Consider the following 25023-nt stretch of genomic DNA (forward strand, 5'->3'; position numbering starts at 1 on the left):
GTTTTAATCACGGCGCAGGATAAGCAGCAAAGCCATTCTAGCAATTAGCTTGCAACAAAAATAAAAGGCTTGGAATCGAACATAGCAGCTCAGGCCTATGAATTCTCCCTTCAAGTACAACAAAATCTGGCAACACATGGTAAAAACTGATGCCAACCTCCGAGATGTCGAGATCAATGAAGTCACTAAAATGATGGCCTAAGGTAAACCGGCATTGGCCTCCTATTGCACAGTTTGCCCTGGAAATAATAATCCGATTATTATTGGAAATAAAAAATTCCTGAGAAGCTTTTGTCCAAAGTTGTGCTGACGGGGCATATAACACGAAATTGCCCCATTTTTAGTTATGTTTGAAATACTACACACTTCTGCATTGAGTCAGTTGTACTAGGTTTCCTAATCAATATATGGTCGCAATATGTTAGGAAACTTGAACAAATAAGTACAATGAAGCCAACAACCATTCTCATTCATGTACCAGATGTAAAACTAGGCCTAGATTGGTATCAGGCAGCTTTTCCAATGTCTATTCCTATTTTCTTGAAAGAATTCAATTTTACTCTTCTTAAAGTAGGTGATTTTACTATTGAAGTAGTTCAAGCCGATGAAAAAGTAAGCGCAGGAAAAAGTGGCACTGTGCTTTATTGGTCAGTAGAAAACCTAGCGGTTGTACTAGAGCACTTTGTCTCAGTAGGAGCGAAGTTGTACAGAGGGCCAATGCAAATAGAAAATGGACTAGCAATGTGTCAAGTAGAAGACCCATTTGGTAATTTGATTGGCTTGCGAGGGAGACACGGATGACGAAGCTTATCGCAATAACTGGGCATAAATCGAACTACCCAAATCCAATAGAGTTTTTCAACGGAGATAAGGTTACATTGGGAGCTTTGGATACGGAGTTTTCGGGATGGATACGAGTAACAACAGACAACGGTAACGTTGGTTGGGCTCCTGTCCAATATATCGATTTCGATGTAGGCTCTCCTGTTGGTACAGCAATTCAAGACTACAATGCCCGGGAGCTGGATACTATTGTGGGTGAGATAGTTATTTTGATACGTGAATTGAACGAGTGGTCTTTAGTTAGAAATGAGAATGGACTAGTTGGTTGGGTACCAACTAAGACAATCAATCCGATGTGACGGTTCGTATGATCCAGGGTGTCACGATGAATCATTCGAATATATGGTCAAGAATTGGTGCGTCTCTATTCAACGCTAGCATAATTGAAACTTTGAAAAGCTGACGCAATTAAATTGAAGAGATCGAAGTATGGAAAAGAAATTCGAAGGAAGCTGCCATTGTGGTGATGTTCAATTTACGTTTGTATCGGATTTATCTCGCGTAGGGAAATGCAATTGTTCCCTGTGCCTAAAGCGTAATGCCATCATGGCCTATACTGAAGCGCACAAGTTCACGCTTATAAGTGGCGAAGACAGATTGAGTTGCTACCAGTTTAACACAATGCAAGCAAAGCATTACTTTTGTAGCTCTTGTGGTATTTATACGCATCACAAACCTAGAACGCAGAAGGCAACCACAGCGGTTAATCTATCCTGCCTAAAGACTACGGAAGAAGAACTCTCAGGGCTGACAATACAAAAAATTAGTGGCTCCGAGTTGAGTATTGAAAGCTAAAGCATCCAGTAACAATTATCTAGAAAAGTTTGCAATGGTAGTACTGTCACTGCCTCATCAGCTCTAACCAGACTGGACACTTGAACATACCACTGATTAAACATACAGTGTTATTCTATTTTGTGTAGGTATGTTAGAGGTTAGGATGATAAAAGAATTGACCAAGGAAAACGCATTAGATTTAGTGCCAATCTTTATGGAGTTAGAAAACTATTACTTCGGCAAAGACGCTGCTTCTGAGCCAGAGATACAAGATTATCTAGTCAATAAAGTATTTTCACAGAACTCTGGCGTATCAATCGTAGCTTTTTATCATGAGTCGACCGTTATCGGTTTTGCTACATTCACAGTTATGTATCCTGCCCCAAAACTTTCAGGGCAAGTGTTTATGAAAGACCTTTTCGTTTCCTCAATGGTCAGAGGGAAAGGCATTGGATTGAAATTAATGCAGCACATCGCAAAGATCGCTATCGATAATGGCTGCAATCGATTTGATTGGACAGCAGAGTCAACTAACCCGAGAGCAGGCCAGTTTTATCAGGCTATTGGGGCTTCAGTCGTCGAAGACAAAGAGTATTATCGTCTTGATGATGAGTTAATTAATCGTTTTGTTGAATCGCCAGTCTATTAGGCTAGTTAAAAGGTTTTGATTTTGTTTAGCTTTATCAAAAATGAGTTTTTTCTGTGTCATAACCTAAGGAGTTTGAATGATAATACGTAGTGCCACATCTGACGACGTTGATGCTATTTGGGAGTTAAATCGACAAATTGGGCAATATCATTTCGAAAATGTTCCAGATGTTTTTGTTGCCCCTTCTCATCTAGATAGAGAGTTTCTATTGGCTGCAATTATGGATGAACATCGCCTTTTCAGTGTCGCCGTAGATGAAGAAAGAATTGTAGGTTTTATCTCGGCAAGAATGGATATTAATGAAAATATCCCCTTTGTAATTAAGCGGCCGTTATGCCGTATCGGCTCCGTTGTTGTGGACGAAGATCATAGAGCCAAGGGTGTCGGTAAAAAATTGATGGAGCATTGCAGTTCATGGGCAAACTCGAACGAAGCTTACCAAATACGACTTGAGGTCATGAGTTTTAATTCTAAAGCCAAGTCGTTTTATGAATCTCTCGGCTTCAAACCACAGTCAGAGATTTGGGCAAAATGATCACAAACTAGGTTTTGCCCCATTCCGTTTTATGACGCTCTCTGCTCTCGTTTTATTTGACAATAGTTTGACCAAATTGAAGTAATGTTACGAAGTAGCTACTAACTCGGTGGTTAATCTCACGATGGGAAGCTTAATTCTTTTAGCAACCAAGATTTAAACGTCTTAACTCTTAGGGCTCATGAAGAAGAAGGAACACTAATTACAGAATAGCGAATTCCGGGGTTTAGCCCTATATTAAATGGCTTGACCAATAAGCCTCGTTCAACAAAGTCTGCTGAAATACTTTCAGTTGCTAGACAGGTTCCATGTCCAGCAACTACAGCGTTGGTTGCCATATCAAAGGTACTCACTTCCATCCATTGAATACCTTCTCTTTTCGCACTTACGTTTGCATGAACAAACCATTGCTCCCAACTGAAAGATGCGGAGTGAAAATCAATCAACCAACAATTGAGGAGTTGTTCGGGACTATCAAACGTCATAGATTCTGCTAGTTGTGGAGAGCAATAAGGATAAATGTTTTCTTCAAATAATGTCTCTTGTTCTAAACCTAGGTCCTCTGCATTTTGAAAGTGATGCAATGCCCATCAAGCAATGTTAAACATTTCTCCAAGTCCCGCCCCCGCTCAAGGCGTCAAGTGTTCACAGGGCTCATTTCTCATCTATCCTTTTATAAACGATAAACCCATAAATTCAGCCTTATGAAAACACTTCTAACGCTTTTATATTTTCTAATATGGCCACTCCAATTTGTCCGAGCTGATGTACTGACGCTAACCTCTCTGGAATGGCCCCCGTATACGAGCCCTAACCTCACCCACCAAGGGGCAACTACTATGGTCGTTAAGGCGGCTGTCGAAGTCATGGGGCATGAGCTAAATGTGGAGCTCTACCCTTGGCAACGTAGTGTTATGCTTGCGAAAACTCAGCCTAAATACGCAGGTTACTTTCCAGAGTACTATTTCGAATCGGAAGACGTTATTTTTTCACAATCAATAGGTAGTGGTCCTTTAGGTTTCGCGGAACACACGTCGACACCAATTACTTGGTCTAGTTTACAAGATTTAAAAACAGTGAAACTGGGTGTGATAAATGGTTACGTCAATACTCAGAAGTTAGATGACATGATTGCTAATGGAGACATTGAAGTTGAAGCTGTCGTTAGAGATTCACAAAACTTACACAAGCTCGCCAAAAAGCGGATCTCGCTGGCTGTCATAGACAGCAACGTCTTTTCATATTTGCTCAGTACCGATAGCACACTTAGACAACAAAAAGGTCGACTACAGATGAACCCCAAAATATTGGCAGACAAGCAGCTATTCATTGCTTTTTTAAACGATGAGGAAGGAAAAAAATGGAAAAAAGTCGTTGATGAAGGACTAAATAAAATAGATGTAGATAAAATTATGTCTACGTATTTTTCAAGCATTGAGCAGCCAAAATGATAGGGGCTTATTTAAGGAGTCTAAACCTAAAATAATTATTGTTCACCATAGGCAGTTTAACCACAACAATTCGGCCCTTTGTAAGACAGCTCTTGAATCATAAGTACTATTGATATTGGGCTCCAACCCTAACTTAAGCTATCCAAATTACTTATCAGATAGCTAGAACGTCCTTGAGAAAGGTTGCGTAGAACAGTACGCTTTACTGGATTCATACTAGGTGACATTTAGTGCTAATTGTCGTTCAATATTACCTTGCTACGTTATCACTTAAAGCGAGGCATTGTTTAATGAAATCAGAGTAATTGGATGAGTCGGTGTATTTGATATTCAATGCACCATGAAACATCAAAGTCACCTTTACATCTTTAAAGCCTAACCAGCACGTGTAACCATCATAATCGTGCCATGCAAACATTTCACCTAACTGATATTTGTGCCCGAGTTTGTCACCATTTGAGCGGACTCTATCAAACACTCTTAAAAAGTCCTTAATTGTAAGGCGGTTTTCCATGTTCGACTCCTGCTTCAGAAACTGAGGTTTCGAGAACTAGTAGTTACGCTTTTGTTCATCGAATCGATCACCGATGAGTTACATATTCAAATTATGCTTACTTGATCAATTTTTTACGAGCGCACCTTTCCTTTGATTTTAAATAACCTGGATGTTGTATGTGACCTATCGGTGTAGCAGTGCTCTCTTAATAAAAAATGGAGATGATCTGGATGGATACTTATTTAATTTATCGGTTAACTTTTTGATCGATTTTTAACATGTACACGTAATGATAGAAGTGTATGTCAAAAGAGGTGTGACCTCCTGTGGATACTTTAGCTGTCGATTTGGCAAGATTACAGTTCGCCTTTACCGTTTCATTTCATATCATATTCCCTGCATTCACAATAGGGTTAGCCTCATACCTTGCGGTACTTGAAGGGCTGTGGTTGAAAACAAACCAAGATAAGTACTTACAGCTTTACAAATACTGGTTGAAAATTTTTGCCATCAGCTTTGGTATGGGAGTAGTCAGCGGAATCGTGCTCAGCTACCAGTTTGGTACAAACTGGAGCGTGTTCTCAGACAAAACTGGCCCCATTCTCGGGCCTCTTATGGGTTACGAAGTGTTCACTGCGTTTTTCCTAGAAGCCGGCTTTTTGGGCGTGATGGTTTTTGGTATGGGAAAAGTTGGCAAGAGGTTGCATTTTGCATCTACTTGCGTGGTTGCTTTTGGAACATTTCTTTCTGCATTTTGGATACTTTCTGTAAACAGTTGGATGCATACACCTGCTGGCTACACGATGAACGAAGCTGGTCAGTTCGTCCCGGATGATTGGTTTCAAATTGTCTTTAACCCTTCATTTCCGTACCGATTAATTCACATGTTGCTTGCTGCATATTTGACAACTGCTTTTGTTGTATCGGCCGTTGGAGCGCACCATCTGCTTAAATCACCGAACAATCCGTTGGCCAAAACGATGTTCTCAATGGCGATGTGGATGGCTGCTTTGGTAACACCACTCCAGATTGTTGCGGGTGATTTTCACGGGCTTAATACGCTAAAACACCAACCTGCTAAAGTTGCTGCCATGGAAGGACATTTCGAAACTAGGCAGGGCGCTCCACTAATCTTATTTGGTATACCTGATCAGGAAGAGCAAGCCGTGAAGTTTCAAATTGCTATACCTAATTTGGGTAGTTTAATTCTTACTCATGACCTCGATGGCAAGGTTAAAGGGCTTGATGCTTTTCCTAAAAAAGATCACCCACCGGTTTCCATTGTTTTTTGGAGCTTTAGAGTGATGGTTGGGATTGGCTTTGGCATGTTAACCATCGGACTTGCTAGCTTATGGCTACGAAAAAACGGCCGACTCTATACGGCTTCACATTTCCACCGAATATGTGTCATTTGGGGACCTTCGGGCTTTATTGCGGTGCTTGCTGGTTGGATCACAACTGAAGTGGGCCGACAACCTTTTACTGTTTATGGATTGCTCAGAACTGCTGATTCAGTATCACCAGTAGACGCTTCAGCAGTGAGTGCATCGCTTCTGGCTTTTGTTCTTACCTATACATGTGTTTTTGGAGCAGGTTTCTTTTATTTAGTCCGCTTAATGCGCAAATCACCCTCTAGGTATGAACAGACACCGAGTAATCGTTTGCCAGATGGGACAGAAGTACCACCTGCATCACACCCTAACAGGCTTAATTGAAATATAAGCGAAGGAATATGTATGGAAATTGCGCTAATTTGGTACGGCATCATAGGGTTAGCAGTACTCATCTACGTGGTATTGGATGGATTTGATTTGGGAATAGGGATACTTTTTCCTTTCGCTTCAAATCAGGCCGAGAGAGACTTGATGATGAATAGTATCGCGCCTGTCTGGGATGGGAATGAGACTTGGCTGGTATTGGGAGGGGGAGGTTTGTTTGCTGTTTTTCCCTTGGCTTACTCCGTGGCCATGCCAGCATTATATGCGCCAGTTATCATCATGCTTCTTGGGTTAGTGTTGAGAGGGGTGTCGTTCGAATATCGTTTTAAAACAAAAAGGGGTAAGTTTCTTTGGGATCAGGCTTTTTTTGTAGGTTCGCTAAGTGCCACAGTGATGCAGGGCATTATGCTAGGAACGCTACTTCAAGGTATCGAAATGAATGGTCGAGCTTATTCAGGAGGATGGTTTGATTGGTTGACGCCGTTTACTTTGTTCTGCGGTTTGTCCACTGTATGTGCATATATTTTATTGGGTGGCTGTTGGTTAATTATGAAATTACCAGTGGATATCGCAGACCGTTACTACAGTGTGACCAAACATTGGGGACTAGGGTTGGTGCTTTGTATTTCAGTAGTAAGCGCTTGGCTACCTTTTACTAGCGACATCATTTTTTATCGCTGGTTTAGTTTACCGTATGGGTTAATTTACTTGTTAGTCCCTTTGACAGCATTATTATTTGTTCGACAGCTTTTTAAAGCACTTAATGAGTGCAAAGGTGGAAGTGCTTACCTGTTTGCTGTGGGTCTATTCCTAATATCCTTTGTTGGCTTCGCTATAAGCACCTATCCCTATATTGTACCCTTTACGTTGACTTACGTAGAGGCTGCTGCTCCAGCTAGTAGTTTGACATTTTTACTTGTTGGAACCTGTTTTTTATTACCTGCCATTATAGGCTACAGCGCATACGCGTATTGGGTGTTCAGGGGGAGGCTAAACCATGAAGATAGGTATCATTGATGCGTCAGCTTACTAAACAGTTTTTGTGGTTTTTGTTGATTTGGACAGCGAGTGTTTCGGCACTTTCTTTGTTCGCTTACCTTCTAAGGTTTGTAATTGGTTAAGTCATTATTAACAAACTTATTAAAGCGTTGTCATTTTTAGATGAGATGAAAGAAAGTTGTCCAATGAGTATGCAAACGAAACTAATTTTAATACGGTAAAGCAATGAAGAAAATTTCTACTTATTTAACCTATGCTGGTGCAATACCATTTATTGTCTGCACTGTTTGCTTGAGTTTTGATATCAATCAACTGATTTCGCTTGGTTACGTTGAAAAAATATTGAGTGTCTATGGACTGGTAATTTCATCATTCTTAGCAGGAGCCCACTGGGGGCAGCATTTACGCATTAATAAAGGTCTATGGACCTATTCGTTAGCCATTCTAAGTAACATTATTGCGGTTTTGCTCTGGTTTGGCTTTTTAGTACTCGGCTTTAAAGTTCTAATGGCAATGTTTGCGGCCGCATTTGTTGCTCTACTCATTATTGATTATCGCCTTTTTCATATGGATTTCATTAGCCGTAATTATTTTCAGACACGCCTTTTCGTGTCAGTCACCGTCATTATTTCACTCAGTATTTCAGGAATTGTATCATGACAAAGAACGTTAGCATTGCAACTGGGCTATCTAGCCTTTCGGTAGCTCGTTTATTAAGTTTCACCAACATTGCGCTTTGCGGGAAAGCACATTGCATCTGTGCCCGTTTTCAATCTCAAGGCTAGTCCCAATTCGCCAGAGTTCGGCAAGCTTAAATGGCCTTTTGATGCCACAGTCTTCTCCACAAGAGATTTTTCTCATGTTCATCATCAAGCCTCCTAGTTAAGCTTAACTGAAACACGGCTGAACATTTTTGTTTGGAAATATGTTTCGTTCTGCTCGCTTGGAGCGCATAGTGTTTGTCCTTTTGTAGGTTCGTGCTGTTAATTAAGGTAGTTCCGTTTAATATGTGCTGAAAGCTCACTATAAGAGACGAGAGTTTCACTTCAAATGTCTGCCGCCATCAAGGTGTAAAGTTCTTCCTGTCATGTAGTTGCTGGTCAATAAAAAATTGATGCCATCTATCACTTCGTCAAAGCCCGCCTCTGTGGGGATAAGTGCTTTTTGTAGAGCTTTGGTCTTGTATATCTCGTCGTCATGTTCATTGAACTTAAGCAGGGCTGGTGAGATGGTATTTACTTTCACCTTAGGAGCCAGCATCGCTGAGAACGAAAGCGTCAGGTTATTGAGTGCGGCTTTACTTGCAGCGTAAGCGATATGTTTTTTACTGCCTTTTTCCGCAACGTAATCACTGATGTGGATGATGTCTGAAGTTTTATTGCCAGACATCAGATGATCTTTGAGTGCTAAATTGACCAGATAAGGCACGGTAGCATGAATTGTCATCATCTGACTCATGATTTGTGGTGCGTTTTCAGCAGGGTCTTTCTTGTTCTCCGGCTTCCAGTCCGAAGCATTATGTATGATGGCTCGAAGTGTCTTATATTCTTGACTAACGTAATTAAGAAAGCCCTCTAGACTTTTTTGTTGATAAAAGTCTACGTGTTGCAAGTCTGCCCCATTCTCTCTCAATCGCTGCAGTTGAGGGTAGTCACTTCGGTAGGTACCCAGTACTTTGTATCCGTCCAATAAAAGTCGCTGTGCCAGGGCGAAGCCTAGTCGCTTTCCCACACCGGTTATCAGAATTGTTTCACTCATAGTAAAAATTCAGCTCTAGTTTGAGGGTTAGTTTTGAAAATACCACCGAGAGCGGTTGTTGAGGTTGCAGAGTTTGCATCCATGACACCTCTGGATTTAACGCAATAGTGAGTGGCTTTAATCGTGACTGCAACATTGTCTGTTTCCACTAGCGTTTGTATTGCGATCAGGATTTGCTGAGTAAGACGTTCTTGGACCTGAGGACGCTGAGCGAAGAATCGAACAATACGATTTATTTTAGACAGCCCGAGAATTTTTGACTTAGGGATATAGGCAACTTGTGCTAAACCGTCAATGGTAATGAAGTGATGTTCGCACGTCGATGTTAAATCTATGTCTGAGACCTTAACCATTTCATCAACAGACATTTTGTTTTCTATCACACTAATTTTTGGGAAATTATTGTAGTCTAGCCCTGCAAATATCTCATGAACGTACATTTTTGCAATACGATGAGGTGTTTCAGCGAGACTGTCATCAGTTAAATCCAGTCCGAGCGTACTTACCACCTCTGTTAAAAGTCCTTTGATGCGATTGTACTTCTGGTCACTACTCATTTCACTAGAGTTCATCGGGGTTTCCAGCCCTTTCGAGAGCAAAACCTCTCTTACTTTTTCGGCTTCTTTGGTTAGCATTGACTTGCTCCTTGTGAATGATTTTCGTGTTCTGCTTCATAGCTCAGGGTGAGCGAGACGGAGTCGGCAAAACGCAGTGCATGAGGTTTGTCAACTCTCACTTGAGCGTATCGTACCCATGAATGATCGATACAAATGCCAAGTACGTCGCTGGTTAACTTTTCTAAAAGCAGAAATCTACCGGATTCAACGTGATGAATAATTTTTTTGCAGATGGTTTTGTAGTTAAGTGCGTTGCCCACATCATCAGCAAGACAAAGGTTATTCGCTGGGTAATGTATTTCTGCATTTATAACTATGTCTTGCTGCTTAGTTTGTTCTTCTTCGTTAAAGCCTATGAAAGTTCTCAGCCTGAGATTGGTAATGGTAATGATAGCGTTGTGATGCATAGCAATTTCCCGTCCATAGAAGTTAATGTCAGTTACGTGTCTGCTAGAAGAAAATCAATAAAGCTCACACGATTAAGAGGTCTGTCGTTCTTTTTGAGGCAGTTGCAAGGAGTAAGTGAAATAGAGCTAAACATGTATAACTTACTCTTACCCAAATAAAATGCGTTTAAACTAGTTATCAGGGTAGAATTTCTTTCCCGTCCCAAGCAAAGCAGCGACCACTATGTTCCAACGTAAGTCTTTCAATAGTGTTTATCAAGCAACTTACTGAATAATCGGGACTAAATAACTTTTTATTTTCCACGTTATGTTGAAACGGCTTTGACAAAGTACTGTCTACTGTTCCTGGGTGTAACCCAACTACAATGGCGTTTTTGTTCATTCTAGTGACTTCTAGCGCTGCTGTTTTTATAATCATGTTCAAGGCCGCTTTAGAAGCGCGGTAGGCATACCAACCTCCTAAACGATTATCCGAAATACTTCCGACACGTGCTGAAAGGGTGGCAAAAACGCACCTTTTGTGTCTATTCAGTTTAGGTATAAAGTGTTTTGCTATGACTGCAGGAACGATTGTGTTAACCGAAAATATCTTATTAAAGTTGGCTATAGATATATCTCTTAACGACTTTTCAGGGTACATATCTCCCTCGTGAAGTAATCCTGTAGCAATAAAGGCCAAATCAATAGGCTCTTCAGAGCTGACTATATTTGCAGCTTCGTGAACGCTTTCTTCACTTAGATAATCCATCATTCGCTCTGTAACATTACCGTTCTCCTTGTTGGTCTTTTGGCGGCAAAATGCATGGACATTTGCCTTAGGATAAAGCTCTGCAATTTTTCTCGTGAAAGCGCTGCCGATAGCACCAGAGCTCCCAATAACGACAATATTCCTGTACATAGTTTTGTGGCCCGTCCATTGATAGCCGTACTGTTGTTCTAAAAATACGCAAGCAATTAAAGAAAAGATCAAATATTGTGTTTATTTATTGATCTTTTCTTCCAATAAATTCGTTCTTTAATATTGATTAATTAAATAAAGGATAATGCATGATATTACCAACGATATTTTATGATGGTAGTTGCCCAATCTGTGTGAAAGAAGTGGCTGCACTGCTTAGGCGAGACAAAGAACATCGCATAGAAGCTATCGATATCATGTCAGCTAATTTAAGTGCATACTCTGAAATTGATGTCTGTAAAGCCAAAGAGATGCTTCACGCCTTAGACAGTCAAAGAAACCTCTTGTTAGGGCTTGATGCGGCACACAAAGCCTGGCAGATAGTAGGGAAAGGTTGGGTGTATGCTCCTTTGAGGTGGAAGTTGATTAAACCTTTTGCAGATAAACTCTATATGATTTTCGCCAGAAATCGTTATAGATTATCGTTTCTATTGACTGGGATCTCACACTGTAAGTGCAACAAGATGTAAGCCACATACGATACAAAAAATTTACCGCTCCGAATAACTATTAAAAGCTAAAGTATCCAGCAAAAACTACTTCGTTAGTTTCTTTAAAGGGTTACTAATAAGTCAATCACTTACTTCAGGAGGAGTTATAGCAGGTGTATTCTGCAAGTTGTCTTGATCTGGATAGATTAAGCTTTTTGTATCAAACCCTGCTTGTTCGGCAATATTTAAAAGCTTATCCAATTGAGGTTTGGTCAAGGTTTTATGACGGGACAGGATCCAGAAGTAAGACTTATTGAATCCGCTGACCAAGGCGGTCGAATAATCTGAGTTGAGATAAAAGACGATGTAGCTGCTGTAAAAAGGTCCCCAAAACGAAACCTTTAGAAAGGCTTGGTCAGGGGTTTCAACAAACTTTGCTTTCCCTATCGCTTCTTTCCATTCTGAGGAACTTGTATCCAACCCGCGATTCACTACTTGTACAGTGCCATCTGAATTCAAAGAATAGTTGGCGGTTACATGACTTAAGCCCCGTTCAAAGCGATTATCGAGTCTCGCAATTTCGTACCATTTGCCCATATATTGGGTGAGATTGAACGGTTTTACAGGTTCGACTGAGTCCGGTTTGCTGACACACCCGAACAGTGATATCCAACATGCACAGAATCCGGTGAATTTTTTCACTGACTTCCCCTTTAAGTTCAAAGCGATGCCACCTGATAGAATGCCAACGCATCCAGCCTCGCTTGTTTGTGCTTAACGATAGCAGGCCAATATTTCTCCGCCTGAGAGGTTTTCTCTAAATAAATATGCGGGAAATGAATATGTTTACTTGGTACGTCACTAAGCTCAGGTAAGAATTTACGGATAAACTCACCTTGTGAATCAAACTTCTCACTTTGAGTGATAGGATTAAAGATTCTAAAGTAAGGTTGTGCATCACACCCTGTCCCCGCCGCCCATTGCCATCCTCCATTGTTTGCACTGAAATCGCCATCAATTAAATGTTGCATAAAAAATCGCTCCCCCCAACGCCAGTCAATCAATAGGTGCTTAGTCAGAAAGCTTGCTACGACCATACGAAGTCGATTGTGCATCCAGCCTGTATGTAACAACTGTCTCATTGCGGCATCGACTAAAGGGTAGCCTGTTTTTCCTTCGCACCAAGCTTTGAAAAAAGCGGGATTGTTTGGCCAGTTAAGTTGTTGATATTTTTTTTGAAAGCAGTTGCCCTTTATGAGATTGGGATAGTGAAACAGCAGATGCTTGTAAAAGTCACGCCATATTAGTTCGTTCAACCAAGAAAAGTGCGGGTGATGTAGGTCATAGAGAACATCGGGAGAGTGCAGAATTAGCTCGTTTGCAAGATAACGAGAGTTGATCGCACCGATGGCAAGGTATGGGGAGAGCCCGGATGTGCCTTTCAGCGCAGGCAAATCCCTTTGCTGCTCATAGCGGTGCAGTTTCTTTTCAAAGAACCTTGGTACCACTTGATTGAGCACCGTTTCGCTTAACGGCCAATGACTAGAGTCTACGTTAGGATAATCAAATGTCACATTCACACTATCATTGTTAGAGTGTACCGATGTCAGAAAATTTGGCGGTTTCTCTACTTTTACACCATGGCGTTGAACATACGCTAACCATGCTTTTTTAAAAGGCGTAAACACTTTAAACATGTCGCCTTGCTTATTCACGATGTCACCCAACGGCACTATGGTCTCACTGCTAAATGACACTAAGTTTAAATTATACCTTGAGACTTGTTCATCTCTTACCGTTTCATCCAGCTCCAGTTGTTGATTTACATAGACCGTGTCGATGTCGTTACATTGGCAGTAAGAGGCTAAGGTAGTGAGCTGATCATCATAGCGACTTGCCTTTAAGTGAGTGAGGCTGATGCCATAGCTTTTGAGTTGGCAACGGAGTTGCTCTAAATGACGTTGGATCAAATTAGCTTGTATAGGGGCCAGATCATGTCTTTTCCACTGAGCCGGTGTAGAAATGAATACAGCTCGGCTTGCCCCATGCTTAACTGCCTCACACAAGGCAGGGTTGTCTTGAATTCGAAGATCTTTTCTAAACCAAATTAAACGGTTCAATATCCGTACCTCAAACGCAGTTCCTTGGGATGTGGATTTAAGTAAGTTTGCGCGGAAAGATAGGGGTTTGGATAATCGCGCAGGTGATGATTGATCAATGCAAGCAGCACCAGTAGCGGTGTCAGCCCATCTCGAAACGAGAGGATTTCTTTTGCAAGTTCTTGTCGTTTCTCACTGCTCAGGTTTTTCTTAAAATACCCTTGAAGGTGCTGCAAAGTGGTGGTGTGGGTTTTGCGTGACGCGTGGTGTTTTAACGCATTCATTAATCCGAATATATATTGGTTAGCTTGCTCTTCTAATTCTAGATCTGAGCGAGCTAATAGCTTTCCAAGCGTCTTGTAGCTTTCAATATGGTGGCTCATTATCAAGTATTTGTAGTGACTGTGAAACGTTAGTAAGCGATGTTTTGTAAGCCCAGCTGATTTGAAATCTAACCAATGTTGAAAGGTGAAGACTCGGGTAATAAAGTTTTCTCGGATGACAGGATCATTTAACCGACCATTCTCTTCGATGGGAAGGAGTGGGTTAAGTGCCATAAGTTGTTGCGTGAAAAGTCCTACTCCGTTGGATTCTGATCCCTTACCGTTTTGGTGATAAACTTTTACACGTTCCATGCCGCAACTGGGGCTCTTAGCGCACACGATAAATCCAGCTAAGTCTCCACATTGATTCAGAGCATAATTCCGGCCGAAATGAATGAGCGCATCTGTTACGTCGCCGCTACCGTCGGCTCTTGATACTTTGATAACGTCTCCTTGGGATATTTGACGAATAGCAGCTCTAGGGACAGGCAAGCCAATACCAACTTCTGGGCAGACTGGCTTAAATTCAGCGAATTGAGATAGCTCATCGCTGCAAAAATAGAGTTTCTTATGCCCTTTATCGAATCGGACTTGTTGCCCGATAACACAGGCACTAATACCGATTTTAAGCTTCTTATCCATGTAAGGTTTCCTCAACTTCTCCAATACCACTTTTGTCTATTATATTTTTGTAACTTTCAAATTATTGTGTATCTACAAAGCCAATACGAGTGAAGTATGAAACTGGATCAATTTAATTTTAACGCATATCGATTGTCTAGAATTTGATTCTCAATGGATGAAGATACCTCTGAAATGAGAGTAGGGCTCCAATATTCTCCTACAGTTGAGATTGTAGATGAAGCACTAAATGCTGAGGGAGCCCCATGAATTTCATCCAAGCTAGCTTAAGCTGAAATTTTCTCAATTTGACAAGTGCTTATCCCAAAAAGGAGGTTTCGCTATTCTTTCACAACAAGGCCTATATGCAAATACTAGAGTTATTACCCAGTAGCTTGACGATACCCAATAGTGTTTAAGTAATCTATTTTCTGATCCACAACGTATAAATTGTTAGACTCGCAATGGAGAAGACAAAATGGAATTACAAATTGAATCATTGGAAGGCGGAATTTACCTAGCCTACTCAGTTGAAGGTAAAGAGAAAGTGCTACTACGGGGCGGTAATCACGATCCGCTTAAGTTCTCAAGCCTATGCCAAGCAAAGGAGCATTTTAAAGGTCAGCAATACCAAAGTGCTTGCCTCATTCATCTCAGTGCTTACGATGAGATGTGTGGCGAGAACATCGTATCTGGAATCCCTCTGAAAACAGACCTTAAATGGTACTAAGCGATTCTTGCCACCGAATATAAGACCAAAGCCCTTGAGATTTTGGTCTTATTTAGTGCTTTCAAAGCATCTATGGCTAAACACAATGCGAGTCTTGAATGTGACTCAATTTTACTGAGAGCCCCAATGCAGCGAGAGTTCCTGTAAACTGCGAATTCTATCCTACAGAAGAGAAGGTTAGATACGGAACATAGCAGCTTCCTATTTGAGTACAACAAAATCTGGCAACGCATGTTAGAGTCTGGTCCTAATCTTCGGGATATCGAAATCGGGAAGTGACTAAAATGCTCGCCTACGGTCAACCGGTATGGCCTCCTATTGCACAGTTTTCCCTAGAAATAATAATCCGATTATTTTGGGAATAAAAAATTCCTGAGAAGCTTTTGCCCAAAACCTTCTCAGAAAATTTAGTAACGATATTTAGTTACGACATAACTGGTGAAGTCTGCTCAAAGTGTTACATTCGAACAATTAAAATTCATAAAAATTTGAATGAATTCGTTTAATAAACCTCTTAAAGACTAATGTATCAATATTTTCTCGAGCTTGAGTTAAATTTTTGGTTGGTGTTATTTTTACTTTAGGCGGAATTATCGAGATTATTGAGCACTCTGTATGAAAGCTAGTCAAGGCTTATTAAGCATGACATAAGTCATATACATTAGGTAGATAAGAAGGTGGGAGGAGTATTTTTGAAACTTGCCATTGGATATGTACTGTTTTTCATTTGGGCTGATAAGCTCTAAGCGTACCGTACCATGGCCAGTTCGTCCTGTTGTAGAACCAGGCTTTTCGACAATTGAATTCATACCTTTTGTTGCTTTTTGCCACTCATTCTTTAGAGTACTGGCTTGCATATAAAGTTTTACAGCACGCCAGTGCGAGCGAGGTATAGCAAATTCAAACGTTTGAAGAAATTGTGTTAGCTTCTCAGGGTGGTCAAATGTGACACCTGAGTGATTAACGTATGTATGAGTTAAGGAATAAACCATCTCTTTGGATATGTTTTCTCGGTTTAACTTGTATTGAGTTCTTAGCTTTGTCACAAACTGTTCAGCGTATTTGTTTTCAAGCGCTGTTTTTAATGGACCGGGAACCAGTGACCTAGAACGTGAAAGTGAAAAGTGGCGAGAGTGAGAGCAGTCTTCTTGGGATTTACATTTCGATCTTGATTGAGTAATGAGCGATTTTAAATAGCGACTATTAGAGTGCCACTTTTTAATGATGTCCTGATCTAAACAATATTTATGAGCTATGGCTTGAATGTCGATATTATTTGAAATGGCTTCAAGGACTTGATAGCAAATATCAATGTTTATAATCGGCTTCTTGCGTAACTCCATCACGATACTTTTATCGGTGAGGGTGACCGCATCCTTTATGAGTGAGATGTTCAAGGTTTTGTTGAATCGAATGAGGCAATGTCTGGATGTGACTTTACCGTATTTACGTTTGAGCTTTTTATATTGCCTTCGTGTTGTTAAACCACGTCTCATCGCTTCGCTTATTGTTAATGACTTTTCATAGTGTTTTTCATCCGGAGCTGCCAATAGATCACTCATATGGAAATAGTGATTAAAAGAGACTTCTGGTGTTTCATGACCAGCAAACGCAGCAATTTCCCAATAGCCTTTCGTTAGGGTCTTCTTAAACAGTAGATTTTGTATTTTGCTGAGCTGTATACCATCGTATGGGCAAAGATAAGGCAATAATTCATGGGGCTGCGCTATTTCAAGCATAAGCTGCAAGCGCGAGAGGCAGCTGTGTCTTAAATGGTAAAAAACAAAATGCTCTTCTCCCGACAGTGCTTTAAGTGCTTGGCCAACATAATTTGAGACTGAAAACCGGTCAAAGGGGCGGGAGGTGTCTTCTCCTAGAGTTAATAAAGGCGCTGTTTTGTTCGCTTTAGATGCAATTTTATGGCGAATATAGTCCTCTACGATGTGCTTTTCGTGTTCAAGCAACAATGGATATATGGGCACTTTTCTCAAGCTACTGGCCGTTTTGTTATTTCCATATCGATTGTTGCGAATATCAAGCCAACCAGTTGATGATTGCTCAAGGTTCATTACTTGAAGCTTATGTAGTTCAGAGACTCTTAGCCCAGCTCTGTACGAGAGTATGCATATTGTTTTCAGCGCTAGCTGACTGGATTTGTTGATATCAGTCAGTGTTGAAATATGCTGTAGAAGTGCTGCGAAAAGTGGTTCATCTACTAGCCCCGCTCTAGTGTGCTTTTTCCCAGGTTCGTCGTGAAAAAACTCGTCACTTAGGGGGGGTAGCTTCAGTAGCGGAGTAGCAAATGCGTGCAGGTCTTTAAGGCGGTGAGTAAAATAAGCTTGAGATTTTTTGCTCTTATGTCGTGTTATTTGTTGTCGATAAAGAAACTCGAGCTCGATTGAGCTATCACATTGTAGTAAATCACATGTAGTGTTGATTACTCCCCAATATTTAATAAGTGTTCTATTGTATGCTCGTACTGAGGATACTTCACAGCTATCAAGTTTGAATATCAGCCAACGTACATAGGCATATTGCCAAATAGGCAATTCATACTGTTCTATCAAGTTGTTTAGTGAGTTGAAGACTATTGATTTTCTCAGTTTTTCTCCGGTCAGCGGGGGCTTCATTATTCGTGTTATTTCTTCATAAAGCTTATTGTCAGAAATACGTACGCAACCCGCTCTCTTTTTATTTGTGCTTGGTACTTCTGCTTTGACATTTGTAGCAAAATGATAGAATGATGTCTCAGAAACGGTATTGAGTGTTGGATTAACCATTCTCTCTAAGTTTTGACTTGGTATTGAGTATGAGTGGGTTCGACCAGCGCGATACTCGAGTAACGCCTCGGTGATACGATTATGTACATGACGTTCGTACCAGAATAGGCTGCAGCTTCCTAATGTTTTCAGGGTTTTGGGTAACCCTTCAAGTGAACCCATGTTTTTAGTCAAGGTTTTATATAGTGCCTTTCCGTTTTCTGGAGCGCGCCAATGAGATTTATCTACTTTACGCCATAAGTTAAGTTGAGCGAGCGTTTCTATGGAAAGATAGCACTGATAAATAGTAACAGGCTCACCGTCTTTAAAATCGTTTGTATTGAGATTACCCTCTTTGAGAGTTAGCTCAAGATAGGTGTAACAACCGAACTGCTTTAATTGGGGCAACCGCTTCTGGCTAAAAAGGTGGTTGAGAGAAAGAATAACATTTTTGCACCCGTGTCCGGACTCGAATAGACACGATAGCATGACGCTTTGGAAGCGGCTTGATGGGTCATTAGTCTTTACGTTAAGGTGCTCTTCTCGCCACTGGCTGTAGGCGTCGTAAAGTGCCCATGCGTGAGTTAACCAGTCTTTGTCTCTAAATTGTGCCGGAGGTGCGTGCGTGACTAGTTTAGATGTGGGGGAGTAGGGAGTGTTATTCCTAGCATTGTAGTGTCGAAGAAGCCTTTCTCCGTGTTTAAAAGCGGTTCTAAAATCTTTTTTTTGCCCAAAAGTCTCCAACAACTGAGATTCGAACTTTTGCCATTGTATGGCAAAGATCTGCTGATCTGTAATTTTATCTGGATGAGAAAAAGCTCTTTCAAAGAATTGCCGGGCTTTCGTAGTGACTTTTTCGATGTGCTTAACGCGCTTTCTATGTCTCGACTCCTCACCAATGGTAATGTCAGTCATCATTCTGCCCTGAAACTAGATTTTCTAGGTGTTTACCAATCAGGTTGCTAATGTCTCTTAATGAATGGCGATTAAGTTGGCTAAATTGTTCAAACGGGAGCTGCTCACTATGTAAATGCCCTAACCAAGCGTGTATCAATTCACTAGAAACTTGGTGTTCAAACAAAAAAGACCGCAAATAATGGCGAGTCCAGTTGGCTTGTATGGGAAATATGGGATCCATATGAACTAGGTAAGTTGAGGGTGATACTTCTTCAATTTTATTGTGGCGACGATAGAAGCAAAATGGTGTTTGGCCTGAAAGACATTGTTTGTAGCGAAGGTTTAATTCTCTACTTTGGTTTTCAAAATAGAGAATCGATTGCTGACAATACGTTAAGTACTCTTTTATTGCGCGTATAGTAACGTCAGGTAGTACAACGGTTCGACCTCTATAGCCAACCTCGCGCTCCTTTTCGGCTATTCGATATTCCCCAGTAGATAGATGGATGTCTTTAATTGTGCCAAACCAGCCATTTACTGGTCGATATCCAGAAGATAATCCGAGCAATATTTGTAGAAACAATACTCTTAGGTTGTGGCTCTGCTCTGAGTAATAACTCTCAGCTAAGCTTGGACGATAATGGGTTATTAAGCCTTTTAGGCTGCAAATTATTTGTCTGACGATCTTATGATCAATATAGAGTGGAGAGCCTAAGCTTCTTACTGACTCCAACATTTTTATCTCAAAAAAGGAAGGATTGTTAGACAGTTTGGCCAAGTACTTTGAGTAACGCTGGTAAATAGACTCGAGTCGCGAGTTGGGAATGTACGTATAAAATCTCGCTGGTTGATTCTGTATGTCGTAGCCAGTTATTAGGTCGATGAGCACATGGTCGACCCTATGATAGGTCATAATTTGGGTAATGGTTCGTGTTATTTTTTGTAGCGAGAGGGTAATACCATAGAGTTTGTTTATTTTTGATAAATAGGTCTGAACTTTCTCTGTTGTAACTTCAGAGAACTTAAAATTATTTACTTGAGAGGTTAGAGCTTTTGGTAGTGGAATTATGTAGTGCTCAGTAACACGTTGAAGGACAGGAGTGAGCTCGTCACGCACCTTTTGGCTTGGAAGCCTAAAAGTTCTTATTATACCAGTGATCTCTTTTAAACAATTTCGTTTTAGCTTCCATTTCCGTATGTCATCCAATGTATTTCCAGTTAGCAACATGAATAAGCAGATTATTGCTTCCAATTTATGTTGCGTTAACTGCTGAATATCATTAGTGCAATGATTTATTAGGCTACGCAGTTCATGAACTGTTATTGCGGAGATGTCACACGTTAAAAACATCGACTTTTTTCGGACCCGCTCATTAATTGCTCTAGCCTGTAACATGTTGTGAAAGTTGGCTTGAGTTGTGAAAGATTGATCCGTGATTAATACAATGGAGCGAGCAATCTTCGAATTTTCTTCCTCCTCCTCCCAGCTTTTGTTGAATTTTTTTTCAACTAATCGAATATCTTTGATCTCTAGTACGTTAGTACTTTGATTTTCATCAGGCATTACTTTCGAGCTGATGGACAGTGCCGTTTTGCCTTTAAATTCACGAGAACTACTTTTTCGATGAAAACCAGGGCGATTATTGTAGTAATCTCGATAGGGACGCTTAATATTGTTAATTTGTCCAGCAACGGGTGTGCCTAAGATGAAGTCTTCTTGAAGTAAGTCGTAAAGGCTATCTATGATGTGCTGTAACGTTTTATCATGGAGCGTCGGAAGGTGGGCTGAGAGTAGCTCACGGCTGCCAAAAGCATACTGGCGGATTTCGTTACATACAGCATAAATTTTTGATTCGTGTTCTCCCTCAATACTCAAATGTGCGACAACGAAGAAAGTGAGTGCTTTGTAATGATCAAACTTCGCAATATTGTATGAAGAAAGTGTTATCTCTGAAGAAATAAAGGCTGGTATATAACATAGGGTTAGCAGCTTGTTTTCTCTAATTTTAGTAAGTACTGACTCCAATGTTGTTGGTTTGTCCAGTATGTATGATTCACAGGTGTTTTCTATTTGCTCAATGAGAGGAAAATTAGACTTCAATTGTATCGGCATTATCCGACATAGTCTTTGAACCTCGAGTGCAATAGCTGCTTTCTCTTCAGTAGAACCAAAAAAAAGATTTTCTAAAAATATATCTAGATTCTTTTCTTTGGGGGAAAAGTCCAATTTAGTTCCTATATCATTCATGTTTTTGGGCCTCGATGATTTGTTTAAAAATATCAACACGATGATTATCTTGGACGTTTGAAGTGGGGGATGGCTTTTGTTTTTTAATACCTGAGACAGCCATATTAGAGAGTGTTGCTAGCTGTTTTTGCGTCAGCTTATTGGATGAAAATAATGAACAAACGAGGTCGTTTGGTGCGTATGAATTTAACGTATTTCGGAAAGACTCAAGATGCTTACCTTTAATAGATGAAAACATAACTCGCAGCACTGACAACCAAGCCTTCTGTTCTATCTCTTTGTCCGTAAGCTTTTCGTATATCAGCACTTCTGAGGTTGTTGCATCGAAGTTGTTCAATGAAAAGCCGATGGTTTCAAACCCAGAAAACAATAGGCATTGATTTTTCGAGGTTAGTATTGCTCGGTAGATTTGTGTCGAGTCCAATAAAGATAGAGAGTTAGGTTTAAAGAGTGTTTTATCAAAGCAGAAAGATTGCTTTGTACAAAAGTTAAACGCGTCAACTGCACTCGGGTGAATGTCTACAGATAAATTTCTCTTTTTGTTTTTTGATAATACTCGAACCAAATATTACCTCGCTAGGGTAAGTACTGATGTAACCATGTTCATCAATAATATGTATGTATAAACAACACTAACAAAGTTAAATTGATGAAAATACGCTATATTTAACGGTTTTTCGTAAATACTATTTTGGGTGTTTATAAATGAGAGTTAGAAACTGTTCAGGCCATTTGAGGCCATTTGTGGCCACAAAAAGTGTGATATTTATCGGCTGTTGTGGTTGAGTTTTTGAGCGTGGCCATTTGAGGCTATTTGTGGCCACAAAAAAGTGTGATGTTCATCGGCTGTTACGGTTTGAGATTTTGAGCGTGGCCATTTGTGGCCACACAAGTTAGTGTTTATTGACTTTCATGGTCTTATATTTCCAGTTGGCTAAATTGGACAAAGAGCATGTACTATAAAACCGCTTATAAATCTGTGTGCAAAATGTTCTATCACGTTGAGTTAAAGTTAATAAAAAATATGTGTAGACCATCCATAGCCTCCGGCTACGAAACGTGCTCTTAGAGATGCGAATAGCGTGGCGTATTGTGCTTTGTACTAGAAACTAGCGATCATCTTGATTGCTTTCTACCTCTCTCGTTGCTTGATTACTACCTTGTAACTTAATTTTCTAAGATTTAGCGGCTTTTAAATAGCTTTATGGGCTTCTCTTAAGACAAAGAATTGTTGATGGCAGTTCAATTAAAAGTGAAAGTCACCACTTAATCATATGAGCGGGTAACCTTGATTTCTTGATTTGATTGACGGTAGTTGTTCTCAAGTGTTTCCCCTAGGATGCAGTCACTTAGGGCTATCTATGCTTATTCTTTAGTTTATGGCTTACAGCATCTCGATATGGCCGATATGAGATAAGTTATTCTAATTATCATAGAGCTGATATTTTGAGTTTTTTGCTTTGCTAAGTAGAAAAAAGGTACCAAAAGTAGCTATTTTATGGTGACCAAAAAATCGATAAATGGCTTTATTTGTTGCGAAAAGGGAAAATTTAAAAATTATAAATCCTTTTTAATACAAAGCTTTAAAAAACTTTAGCTGCTTCTTAAACGCTAGGGTGTAAGCCTTCCAAGCTGATGATGCGGGTTCGATTCCCGCTGCACGCTCCATATAGCTCAATCCGAGCAATATTTTACCTCAGAAAATAAATATAACACTTTGCGAATTGTTTGCTTTTTGCGTTGGTTTTTTCTCACAGAAAGTCTTGATTATTAGCCACAGCGAATCCACCTAGTTTTCGTGCGGTGTCCATTTGGTGGCCAAATGGTGCCCTAGGGGTTAAAGAAAGAGCATTCAGCAAAAGGGTAGAGTAGAAGTTTTAATCGTCAGCTCAATATTAGCAATGTTAATGCGTGGAGCTAGAAAGCTCCGACCAAGCACTTAAATCATCCAACACCTCATAAATACTTGATTATTTTTAGCTCTATCTGGAACAAAAAAACCGCCATAGGCGGTTTCTTCTGAAAACAAGTCTTTGCTTTCGTCGGCAGGGCAATTTTTCAGCGTCGCTTGAGAGAGTGCCGTCTCAATATCTCAAACCATCAATAAGATTTTATTAAATGAATTGGTTATGTCAATAAGCTGTATACTACTCGTACTCAATTACCTTGCTGTCGTTCGGTGCATCTTCCTTCTATCTATAGCGATACAAGAGTTAAAGTTTGAACGATTTCTAACTTAGTTTTGGACAAAAGTGGCTTAGAGTAGCTGCTTACTTTTGGAATGTTCGAATTAATATAAGTATCGTGAAACCTGGCTGTTTACGATACACCTAGAAGCTCATTGGTGTATTTGATAAGCCCCTTGGCCCCAAAACCGTGCTCAAGTTTTTTATAAACATAATAGGTTATCGACTCACTATTTCGCTCAGCTTGCACTATGGTATTTCCGTGCTGGTCAATAACGCTAGTGGGTGCAGTTTGCTCGAAGGTTGAAGAGTTAACCGAAAGAACGGTAAATACATTTTCAATTGCGCGAGATAGGAGGTGAGACTTGATTATTGAGAAGCGGTTCTCATCAGGTTCGTTTTGAATATCGCAAAGACTGACAACAGCGACATCCACTTTCTCTTTGTAGAGTTCTCGGAAGTATTCTGGAAATCGAATTTCGTAGCAAACTCGAACACCTACCCTTACACCTTGAATATCAACGACTCCATTAAAGTCACTATCTACAGTGAAATTATCAGCGTCCCAACCCCATAATGCTCTTTTATCATAGTAATGCACTTCACCTGACGGTTTAACGATAGCAATAGAATTGGCTGGCTTTTCACCGCACCTACGAATATAACCTAGGAAAAGGTAAATCTGCTTTGCTTTCACAAGATCAACAATCTCATTAAAAGCAATTTCTTGTGTTTCGAAATCGATATCGGCAATAGAGCTAATTTCTACCGGAGGATAACCTGAAAAGGCACACTCTTGTGTCACGAGAACCTGAGCACCATTTTCGCTAGCTTCACATATCGCCTTCTTAATCGTTTGATAATTTTGGGATGGTTGAGTGCTTATAGGAAACTGTAACAAAGCAAATTTCATTTATTAATACTCTCATCTTGGTTATCGTACAAACGAGTGTTAGCTGAATAGCATCAAACGCCCCCGAGTTCTAGAAAAACACCTTGAGACTTCATTTATGCGCTATACATTTTTCAAAGAACTTCACTGGCATATCTTGATATAAGCCTTCACCACAAACTTTGAACCCAAGTTTTGAGAGTATATATCGAGATGGGCGATTTTCAGGCTCAGATATAGCGAAAGCTTTCATATAACCAATTTGACTTGCCCAAGATAAAACGGCAGAGCTCGCTTCGAACGCATATCCTTTGCCTCTAGCTGAAACCCTAAGGCGATATCCAAGCTCAACCACGGTTTCGCCTTTATAATCAAATGACTCTAACCCACAGTAACCTATTAGTTGACCAGTCGTTCGTTCTACAACACAAAACTTTCCTATATCCCTGTATTGAAACGCACTAACAAGCTCTTCAAAACGATCTTCTGCTTGCTTTTCTGACATTGCACCAGTAGGTGAATAAGCCATAAAATCTTTATCTTTTAATAAACTAGTGACCTCTTTTCGATCTTTGGAATCAAACTTCCTCAGCTCTAAGCGCTCGGTTGTAATCACTGGGTTCCTCCAT

27 protein-coding genes are annotated in these 25023 nt (G+C 40.3%); 13 read left to right on the forward strand and 14 right to left on the reverse strand.

Going from position 1 to position 25023, the window contains the following annotated elements:
• Positions 1 to 447 precede the first annotated feature (447 nt).
• The 5 genes from L7A31_RS02730 to L7A31_RS02750 all read left to right on the forward strand — a co-directional run bounded on the left by L7A31_RS02730 (position 448) and on the right by L7A31_RS02750 (position 2804).
• Positions 448 to 801 carry a VOC family protein gene (locus L7A31_RS02730; RefSeq protein ID WP_237359967.1) on the forward strand — a complete coding sequence of 118 codons (354 nt, stop codon included), beginning with the start codon at positions 448 to 450 and terminating at the stop codon, positions 799 to 801.
• Positions 798 to 1142: an SH3 domain-containing protein gene (locus tag L7A31_RS02735; protein ID WP_237359968.1), complete on the forward strand. Its 345-nt coding sequence runs from the start codon at positions 798 to 800 to the stop codon at positions 1140 to 1142. Before L7A31_RS02730 ends, L7A31_RS02735 begins: the two co-directional genes overlap by 4 nt.
• A 130-nt stretch (positions 1143 to 1272) precedes the next feature.
• The gene (locus L7A31_RS02740; RefSeq protein WP_237359969.1) at positions 1273 to 1638 is read left to right on the forward strand and encodes a GFA family protein; all 366 of its coding nucleotides are present in this window, start codon (positions 1273 to 1275) and stop codon (positions 1636 to 1638) included.
• 145 nt (positions 1639 to 1783) lie between these two features.
• Positions 1784 to 2269: a GNAT family N-acetyltransferase gene (locus L7A31_RS02745; protein WP_237359970.1), complete on the forward strand. Its 486-nt coding sequence runs from the start codon at positions 1784 to 1786 to the stop codon at positions 2267 to 2269.
• Positions 2270 to 2345: 76 nt separating this feature from the next.
• The gene (locus L7A31_RS02750; RefSeq protein ID WP_237359971.1) at positions 2346 to 2804 is read left to right on the forward strand and encodes a GNAT family N-acetyltransferase; all 459 of its coding nucleotides are present in this window, start codon (positions 2346 to 2348) and stop codon (positions 2802 to 2804) included.
• Between the two features lie 179 nt (positions 2805 to 2983).
• Here L7A31_RS02750 and L7A31_RS02755 read toward each other — a convergent pair whose 3' ends face one another.
• The gene (locus L7A31_RS02755; RefSeq protein ID WP_237359972.1) at positions 2984 to 3388 is read right to left on the reverse strand and encodes a LysR substrate-binding domain-containing protein; all 405 of its coding nucleotides are present in this window, start codon (positions 3386 to 3388) and stop codon (positions 2984 to 2986) included.
• 255 nt (positions 3389 to 3643) lie between these two features.
• On the opposite strand from L7A31_RS02755, the gene L7A31_RS02760 reads away from it, so the two are divergent.
• Complete coding sequence (locus tag L7A31_RS02760) at positions 3644 to 4255, forward strand: substrate-binding periplasmic protein (RefSeq protein ID WP_237359973.1); 612 nt, start codon at positions 3644 to 3646, stop codon at positions 4253 to 4255.
• 250 nt (positions 4256 to 4505) lie between these two features.
• Here L7A31_RS02760 and L7A31_RS02765 read toward each other — a convergent pair whose 3' ends face one another.
• A complete protein-coding gene (locus L7A31_RS02765; protein WP_237359974.1) occupies positions 4506 to 4769 on the reverse strand; it encodes a DUF3081 domain-containing protein in 264 nt (87 codons plus the stop codon).
• Between the two features lie 308 nt (positions 4770 to 5077).
• Here L7A31_RS02765 and L7A31_RS02770 point away from each other — a divergent pair, with 308 nt between their 5' ends.
• The 5 genes from L7A31_RS02770 to L7A31_RS22145 all read left to right on the forward strand — a co-directional run bounded on the left by L7A31_RS02770 (position 5078) and on the right by L7A31_RS22145 (position 8253).
• Entirely contained in the window at positions 5078 to 6466 is a 1389-nt protein-coding gene (locus L7A31_RS02770) for a cytochrome ubiquinol oxidase subunit I (protein WP_237359975.1), read from the forward strand.
• Between the two features lie 21 nt (positions 6467 to 6487).
• Positions 6488 to 7486 (forward strand): cytochrome d ubiquinol oxidase subunit II, encoded by a 999-nt coding sequence (cydB, locus tag L7A31_RS02775; RefSeq protein WP_237359976.1) that lies wholly within the window; start codon positions 6488 to 6490, stop codon positions 7484 to 7486.
• On the forward strand, positions 7486 to 7590 hold the full coding sequence (locus tag L7A31_RS22220; RefSeq protein WP_354003801.1) for a DUF2474 family protein: 105 nt from the start codon (positions 7486 to 7488) through the stop codon (positions 7588 to 7590). The genes cydB and L7A31_RS22220 overlap by 1 nt, the downstream gene beginning before the upstream one ends.
• A 103-nt stretch (positions 7591 to 7693) precedes the next feature.
• A complete protein-coding gene (locus tag L7A31_RS02780) occupies positions 7694 to 8128 on the forward strand; it encodes a DUF3429 domain-containing protein (protein WP_237359977.1) in 435 nt (144 codons plus the stop codon).
• A complete protein-coding gene (locus L7A31_RS22145) occupies positions 8125 to 8253 on the forward strand; it encodes a hypothetical protein (RefSeq protein WP_290368736.1) in 129 nt (42 codons plus the stop codon). Before L7A31_RS02780 ends, L7A31_RS22145 begins: the two co-directional genes overlap by 4 nt.
• A 256-nt stretch (positions 8254 to 8509) precedes the next feature.
• Here the strand turns inward: L7A31_RS22145 and folM are convergent, their stop codons facing one another.
• From folM to L7A31_RS02800, 4 genes are all read right to left on the reverse strand, one after another.
• The gene (folM, locus tag L7A31_RS02785) at positions 8510 to 9226 is read right to left on the reverse strand and encodes a dihydromonapterin reductase (RefSeq protein WP_237359978.1); all 717 of its coding nucleotides are present in this window, start codon (positions 9224 to 9226) and stop codon (positions 8510 to 8512) included.
• Positions 9223 to 9861: a GTP cyclohydrolase I FolE gene (gene folE / locus L7A31_RS02790; RefSeq protein WP_237359979.1), complete on the reverse strand. Its 639-nt coding sequence runs from the start codon at positions 9859 to 9861 to the stop codon at positions 9223 to 9225. The genes folM and folE overlap by 4 nt, the downstream gene beginning before the upstream one ends.
• Positions 9855 to 10250, reverse strand: a complete 396-nt coding sequence (gene folX, locus L7A31_RS02795) for a dihydroneopterin triphosphate 2'-epimerase (RefSeq protein ID WP_237359980.1) — start codon at positions 10248 to 10250, stop codon at positions 9855 to 9857. The genes folE and folX overlap by 7 nt, the downstream gene beginning before the upstream one ends.
• A 178-nt stretch (positions 10251 to 10428) precedes the next feature.
• The gene (locus L7A31_RS02800) at positions 10429 to 11148 is read right to left on the reverse strand and encodes an SDR family NAD(P)-dependent oxidoreductase (RefSeq protein WP_237359981.1); all 720 of its coding nucleotides are present in this window, start codon (positions 11146 to 11148) and stop codon (positions 10429 to 10431) included.
• A 149-nt stretch (positions 11149 to 11297) separates the two neighbouring features.
• On the opposite strand from L7A31_RS02800, the gene L7A31_RS02805 reads away from it, so the two are divergent.
• A complete protein-coding gene (locus L7A31_RS02805) occupies positions 11298 to 11678 on the forward strand; it encodes a thiol-disulfide oxidoreductase DCC family protein (protein WP_237359982.1) in 381 nt (126 codons plus the stop codon).
• 102 nt (positions 11679 to 11780) lie between these two features.
• Here L7A31_RS02805 and L7A31_RS02810 read toward each other — a convergent pair whose 3' ends face one another.
• Genes L7A31_RS02810 through L7A31_RS02820 form a run of 3 tightly spaced genes read right to left on the reverse strand, consistent with a single transcriptional unit; the run spans position 11781 to position 14703 of the window.
• On the reverse strand, positions 11781 to 12341 hold the full coding sequence (locus tag L7A31_RS02810) for a lipocalin family protein (RefSeq protein ID WP_237359983.1): 561 nt from the start codon (positions 12339 to 12341) through the stop codon (positions 11781 to 11783).
• A gap of 17 nt (positions 12342 to 12358) precedes the next feature.
• Positions 12359 to 13759 (reverse strand): deoxyribodipyrimidine photo-lyase, encoded by a 1401-nt coding sequence (gene phrB / locus L7A31_RS02815; RefSeq protein WP_237359984.1) that lies wholly within the window; start codon positions 13757 to 13759, stop codon positions 12359 to 12361.
• A complete protein-coding gene (locus L7A31_RS02820) occupies positions 13756 to 14703 on the reverse strand; it encodes a YbgA family protein (protein WP_237359985.1) in 948 nt (315 codons plus the stop codon). The genes phrB and L7A31_RS02820 overlap by 4 nt, the downstream gene beginning before the upstream one ends.
• A gap of 457 nt (positions 14704 to 15160) precedes the next feature.
• Between L7A31_RS02820 and L7A31_RS02825 the strand changes: the two genes are divergently transcribed.
• A complete protein-coding gene (locus L7A31_RS02825) occupies positions 15161 to 15412 on the forward strand; it encodes a DUF6482 family protein (protein ID WP_237359986.1) in 252 nt (83 codons plus the stop codon).
• A 626-nt stretch (positions 15413 to 16038) separates the two neighbouring features.
• On the opposite strand, the gene L7A31_RS02830 is transcribed toward L7A31_RS02825, so the two are convergent.
• The 5 genes from L7A31_RS02830 to L7A31_RS02850 form a co-directional block, all read right to left on the reverse strand.
• Positions 16039 to 19086 carry a tyrosine-type recombinase/integrase gene (locus tag L7A31_RS02830; protein ID WP_237359987.1) on the reverse strand — a complete coding sequence of 1016 codons (3048 nt, stop codon included), beginning with the start codon at positions 19084 to 19086 and terminating at the stop codon, positions 16039 to 16041.
• Entirely contained in the window at positions 19079 to 21316 is a 2238-nt protein-coding gene (locus L7A31_RS02835) for a hypothetical protein (protein ID WP_237359988.1), read from the reverse strand. The genes L7A31_RS02830 and L7A31_RS02835 overlap by 8 nt, the downstream gene beginning before the upstream one ends.
• The gene (locus L7A31_RS02840; RefSeq protein WP_237359989.1) at positions 21309 to 21881 is read right to left on the reverse strand and encodes a hypothetical protein; all 573 of its coding nucleotides are present in this window, start codon (positions 21879 to 21881) and stop codon (positions 21309 to 21311) included. The genes L7A31_RS02835 and L7A31_RS02840 overlap by 8 nt, the downstream gene beginning before the upstream one ends.
• Before the next feature lie 1754 nt (positions 21882 to 23635).
• Complete coding sequence (locus L7A31_RS02845; RefSeq protein ID WP_237359990.1) at positions 23636 to 24415, reverse strand: carbon-nitrogen hydrolase family protein; 780 nt, start codon at positions 24413 to 24415, stop codon at positions 23636 to 23638.
• Between the two features lie 91 nt (positions 24416 to 24506).
• Positions 24507 to 25010, reverse strand: a complete 504-nt coding sequence (locus tag L7A31_RS02850) for a GNAT family N-acetyltransferase (protein WP_237359991.1) — start codon at positions 25008 to 25010, stop codon at positions 24507 to 24509.
• Positions 25011 to 25023 lie beyond the last annotated feature (13 nt).

Source organism: Vibrio marisflavi CECT 7928, from assembly GCF_921294215.1.
Taxonomy (GTDB): Bacteria; Pseudomonadota; Gammaproteobacteria; order Enterobacterales; family Vibrionaceae; genus Vibrio; species Vibrio marisflavi.

Excerpts from the sequence above, each read along its gene's own strand:
- L7A31_RS22145 (WP_290368736.1), top strand. The coding sequence starts at position 8,125 with ATGACAAAGAACGTTAGCATTGCAACTGGGCTATCTAGCCTTTCGGTA.
- L7A31_RS02740 (WP_237359969.1), top strand. The coding sequence starts at position 1,273 with ATGGAAAAGAAATTCGAAGGAAGCTGCCATTGTGGTGATGTTCAATTT.
- L7A31_RS02835 (WP_237359988.1), bottom strand. The coding sequence starts at position 21,316 with ATGAATGATATAGGAACTAAATTGGACTTTTCCCCCAAAGAAAAGAAT.
- L7A31_RS02780 (WP_237359977.1), top strand. The coding sequence starts at position 7,694 with ATGAAGAAAATTTCTACTTATTTAACCTATGCTGGTGCAATACCATTT.
- L7A31_RS02760 (WP_237359973.1), top strand. The coding sequence starts at position 3,644 with ATGGTCGTTAAGGCGGCTGTCGAAGTCATGGGGCATGAGCTAAATGTG.
- L7A31_RS02800 (WP_237359981.1), bottom strand. The coding sequence starts at position 11,148 with ATGTACAGGAATATTGTCGTTATTGGGAGCTCTGGTGCTATCGGCAGC.
- L7A31_RS02830 (WP_237359987.1), bottom strand. The coding sequence starts at position 19,086 with ATGACTGACATTACCATTGGTGAGGAGTCGAGACATAGAAAGCGCGTT.
- folX (WP_237359980.1), bottom strand. The coding sequence starts at position 10,250 with ATGCATCACAACGCTATCATTACCATTACCAATCTCAGGCTGAGAACT.
- L7A31_RS22220 (WP_354003801.1), top strand. The coding sequence starts at position 7,486 with ATGCGTCAGCTTACTAAACAGTTTTTGTGGTTTTTGTTGATTTGGACA.
- L7A31_RS02820 (WP_237359985.1), bottom strand. The coding sequence starts at position 14,703 with ATGGATAAGAAGCTTAAAATCGGTATTAGTGCCTGTGTTATCGGGCAA.
- L7A31_RS02825 (WP_237359986.1), top strand. The coding sequence starts at position 15,161 with ATGGAATTACAAATTGAATCATTGGAAGGCGGAATTTACCTAGCCTAC.
- cydB (WP_237359976.1), top strand. The coding sequence starts at position 6,488 with ATGGAAATTGCGCTAATTTGGTACGGCATCATAGGGTTAGCAGTACTC.
- folM (WP_237359978.1), bottom strand. The coding sequence starts at position 9,226 with ATGAGTGAAACAATTCTGATAACCGGTGTGGGAAAGCGACTAGGCTTC.
- L7A31_RS02805 (WP_237359982.1), top strand. The coding sequence starts at position 11,298 with ATGATATTACCAACGATATTTTATGATGGTAGTTGCCCAATCTGTGTG.
- L7A31_RS02730 (WP_237359967.1), top strand. The coding sequence starts at position 448 with ATGAAGCCAACAACCATTCTCATTCATGTACCAGATGTAAAACTAGGC.
- L7A31_RS02750 (WP_237359971.1), top strand. The coding sequence starts at position 2,346 with ATGATAATACGTAGTGCCACATCTGACGACGTTGATGCTATTTGGGAG.
- L7A31_RS02735 (WP_237359968.1), top strand. The coding sequence starts at position 798 with ATGACGAAGCTTATCGCAATAACTGGGCATAAATCGAACTACCCAAAT.
- folE (WP_237359979.1), bottom strand. The coding sequence starts at position 9,861 with ATGCTAACCAAAGAAGCCGAAAAAGTAAGAGAGGTTTTGCTCTCGAAA.
- L7A31_RS02765 (WP_237359974.1), bottom strand. The coding sequence starts at position 4,769 with ATGGAAAACCGCCTTACAATTAAGGACTTTTTAAGAGTGTTTGATAGA.
- L7A31_RS02745 (WP_237359970.1), top strand. The coding sequence starts at position 1,784 with ATGATAAAAGAATTGACCAAGGAAAACGCATTAGATTTAGTGCCAATC.
- L7A31_RS02845 (WP_237359990.1), bottom strand. The coding sequence starts at position 24,415 with ATGAAATTTGCTTTGTTACAGTTTCCTATAAGCACTCAACCATCCCAA.